Annotated in this window: 4 protein-coding genes; 2 read left to right on the forward strand and 2 right to left on the reverse strand. The window is 58.5% G+C overall.

The window, feature by feature from the left end; all coding sequences use genetic code 11:
• Positions 1 to 90: 90 nt before the first annotated feature.
• Entirely contained in the window at positions 91 to 504 is a 414-nt protein-coding gene (locus H5U08_RS12655) for a heme-binding protein (protein WP_297033609.1), read from the reverse strand.
• 237 nt (positions 505 to 741) lie between these two features.
• Complete coding sequence (locus H5U08_RS12660; protein ID WP_297033610.1) at positions 742 to 1,371, reverse strand: MGMT family protein; 630 nt, start codon at positions 1,369 to 1,371, stop codon at positions 742 to 744.
• A 337-nt stretch (positions 1,372 to 1,708) separates the two neighbouring features.
• Here H5U08_RS12660 and H5U08_RS12665 point away from each other — a divergent pair, with 337 nt between their 5' ends.
• Positions 1,709 to 2,452: a hypothetical protein gene (locus H5U08_RS12665; RefSeq protein WP_297033612.1), complete on the forward strand. Its 744-nt coding sequence runs from the start codon at positions 1,709 to 1,711 to the stop codon at positions 2,450 to 2,452.
• 312 nt (positions 2,453 to 2,764) lie between these two features.
• A partial coding sequence (locus tag H5U08_RS12670) for an ectonucleotide pyrophosphatase/phosphodiesterase (RefSeq protein WP_297033614.1) occupies positions 2,765 to 3,776 on the forward strand: 1,012 nt, incomplete at its 3' end.

Below are 3,776 nucleotides of genomic sequence, written 5' to 3' on the forward strand. Positions count from 1 at the left end.
CGCGAGCAGCTTGAGTACCACGCTGCTCGCGCGCCCGATATCTCCACTGGGCCTGCTGGCCCTGCCCGTCGCGTTACCTGTTTCCGCCGTTCAGATTAGCGAACGGATCGCTTCAACACCTGCCAGAGCGACGGCGTGGTCGTTCTCCACGGTGCTGCCCGAGACACCGATTCCGCCGATAACTTCGCCCTGCGAATTGCGAATCGGGATTCCCCCGGGAAACGTGATCAGTCCGCCATTGGAGTGTTCAATATGGTAGAGGGGGCCACCTGGCTGTGAGAGTTTCCCAATCTCGCCGGTCTCCATGTCAAAAAATCGCGCCGTCCGCGCCTTTCGGATGGCGATATCGATCGACCCGAGCCATGCACCGTCCATCCGCACGAAAGCCTTCAAATTGGCGCCGGCATCCACGATGGCGATATCCATCTTCGTGCCAAGCTCCTCGGCTTTTTTCATTGCCGCTTCCAATGCCTTCTGAGCAACGCTGAGTGTGATGTCGTTCATGGGAAACTCCGTCGTCTTGAACCAGAACCGTCTTTCACTTGTGACGAAATCGCAACGTACTCCAACGGGGCCGCGCATCCGGCCACGCAGCGTGGATTGGTTGGTCTTGCCGAATACCGTCCAAACAACTTCGGGCAAGGTCGCGAAGCAAAACTCCCCCCGGAACGGCATTGCCTGTTCGCGGTATTGTATCACCTTGTCAAGACGTCTCCTGCCAATTTTCTTTGGTCTGCCGGATCAGGAAGGGAGATCCTGGACGTCGGGTTTGTGCCGGGCCTCCCATGCCAACAACCGGGCTTTTATTGCTGTGCCCCCGCGGGCGGTAAAACCGCAAAGTTTCCCCGACGTGGCGATCACCCGATGGCATGGTATGATAAGGGGGACGGGATTGCGGGCAAGGGCCTGGCCGACAGCGCGGCTGGCCTGGGGATGACCAACCAACTCGGCGAGCTGTTTGTAGCTTCGTGTTTCCCCGTAGGGGATGGACCGACAGGCCTCCAGGACGCGGCGGGTGAAAGGTGAGCAACGCGACAAATCGACTGGAATGTCAGTAAAGTCCACCGGACACCCGGCCAGGTACCCCGCGAGGAGCGTTGTCATTTGGTGGATCAGTTCCCAACGGTTGGAAGATAGGTCGCTTAGCTCGGCTGCGCATGAAGGCTGACGGTAAGGATTAACAACGTATAACCTTGGCACGGGGCAAGTGGGCGATTCGCGAGGCGCCACCCGGGCATGCAGTTCGGCCAGACGGCTCGCCAGTGCCGCACAATCGGCGGGACTGACCGCAACGCACACGTCGGCGGCTTTGCTGGAAAGATCGTCCAGTAATTCGGCAGTCGTGGCGGCACCAAGAGTCCCGCAAACCACATGTTCACCGTCAACCGCGAACCCGAACCAGCCTGGGAAACCTCTACAGCAGATGAAGTGGCACTCGGTTTGCATGACTGACGTATTGGGAGCGATTTGGCCGGCCGTTTCTTGCAGTTTGGAATCCCGGCCAAACAGCTTACAATAAACAGGTGACAGGGCAAAGCCCCGGAGGTTTTCCCCACAAAATACTGATACGAACTACCCCGATCACGGGGCTTTGACAACCCAATTGCCCACGTTTTATACTCGCGCTTTTTAAACCGGTGCCTCTTGAGGGGAGCGCGGGATTGAGGAAGTTCTCACGAACCCTTGAAAGGAACTGCACCCGGTCGCTATGGAAACCTATCATCATCTGTGTGATGATCATTACATTAACTTGACCCTGAACACCGCTTTGACGCTCCCATCCCATCGGGAGACTCTCATTCATTTCTTCGAGCGGATCCAGCGTTCGTTTCCGGGAATGAAAAACTTTTATGCCCGGGACCGTTCGGAAATTGTCCTGGAAGAAGATAAGGTGGAGAGCTCTTATCGATGGCTGACGCTGGAGCCCAGGCGCATCAGTGCGGGCCATGTGAACCCGGAGGCCGTGGAGACCGCTCTCCAGTTTCACCGCCTCATCCTGGAGGTAGCGCCCTACCATCTGTCACTCAGTCCGCTGGACTGCGAGGCCATTGATCTACTTTTTGGCTTCGATTTCACATATCAGGGAAATCACAACCAACTGGTTGCTGACGCGCTGGGTGTCCCCCTGGCCTTTGAGCGTTCGTTGGAGATTCCGTCCGCGCAGGTCGTCCATTATGAGCCCGCCATCACTCTGGCGTTAGATCGCGATTGCCGCCTGCAGTGTCGGATCAGCGTGGAAACCCGGACCAACGACTACCATGTACGGACCCAGGAGTACCCGGAAGAACAGGTCAGCGTGTACGTGACGTGCCGCTATTATGGATGTCTGCCCGGGCAAAATGGCTTTATCCAAACGCTCGATTTACTCGCCAAAACGGGCAGGGCGGTGATCGACCAGTATGTCATCGAATCGATTCTCCAACCGCTTGCCAAGGCGATCACGCTCCGGTAAATGGCCTTGTGGGACGCGTGAGGAGCCTCCCGGCGACCAGACTCTTCGCATGTGACGCCGCGGCTGAGCGATGGACTCGCTCAGATTGAGAGCTGCGGTTTGCCGACAAGCTCGCGCGGCTTCTGTGTCGCCCCGCTCCTATCGGGCCAGGCAGTGCCCAGAGGTCAAGCTATTGACCCGGATTCTCCTGCCAAGGAGCCCGACATTCCTGCCGAGCGACTTGTTTTGAAAGAATTTTTCCCATAGAATGGGCCGCCGATCGGGGTTATCGGGTTGTGCACTTCACCGGTCCGATGAGCGGAGGCCTGCGGTATGAATCGTCGCGCTTTCCAGGCGTGTTTGCTGGCGGTTGTTGCGTTCGCGGCGGGGGACCTCATCAATGCCCGAGCTGCCGAGCCGCGGAAGGACAGAACGGTCATCCTGGTCAGCGTGGACGGTCTGGCTCATTTCTACCTCAATGATCCCCGGGCGGACATGCCGACCATTCGCCGTCTGGCCAGGGAAGGCGCGAGTGCCCGGGGAATGATCACGGTTTTCCCGTCGGTCACGTGGGCTGCCCACGCCACGCTTTCCACGGGGGTCTGGCCGGGAAAGCACGGAGTCATCGCCAACGATTTTCTCGATCGGCAGACGCGTCAGAAGGTCACACTGCTTTGTGATCCGGTGTACGACAAGGAACAGGCTTTTCGGGTGTCCACGATCTACGATGCCGCCTACAAGGCCGGGTTGGTCACGGCAGGGGTCCTCTGGCCAGTGACGAGAAACGCCCGCACGCTGCACTACAGCGCTCCGGACATGCCGGGCGATGACGCCTGGACCCAGTTTGGCACCCCGACCTGGATTGCGGAACTCCGCAAAATGGGGCTCCCGGTGGACAGCCACGGTCGATGGTGTCGAGAAGGTGGGGGCGGTGTGCCGCGCGACTGGCTCTACACCAGGATGACACGCCAGCTCCTTTTAAAGCATCAACCCAACTTGGTGATGATTCACCTGGTGGAGCCGGATCACGTGCAGCATCGCTCCGGGCCGCGTTCCGATGATGCGTACTGGTGCGCCAGCTACGCGGACGATCGTATTCGCGACATCGTGGAAGCGATTGCCGCCTCACCCCATGCCCGAAGCACGTATTTGATTGTCTGTTCGGATCATGGGTTCTTTCCGTATCAAAAAATCATTCAACCCAATGTCCTTTTGCGCAGGTTGAATCTCCTGGAAGAAAAAGATGGAAAGGTCGGCCCGGGGAAAGCCTGGTGCATCTCCCAGGGTGGAAGTGCCGGCGTGTACATCCTGGATGAGGCCAACCGGTCGGCCCTGATCGCACAAC

It is taken from the genome of Thermogutta sp., assembly GCF_014359955.1.
Lineage (GTDB): Bacteria > Planctomycetota > Planctomycetia > Pirellulales > Thermoguttaceae > Thermogutta.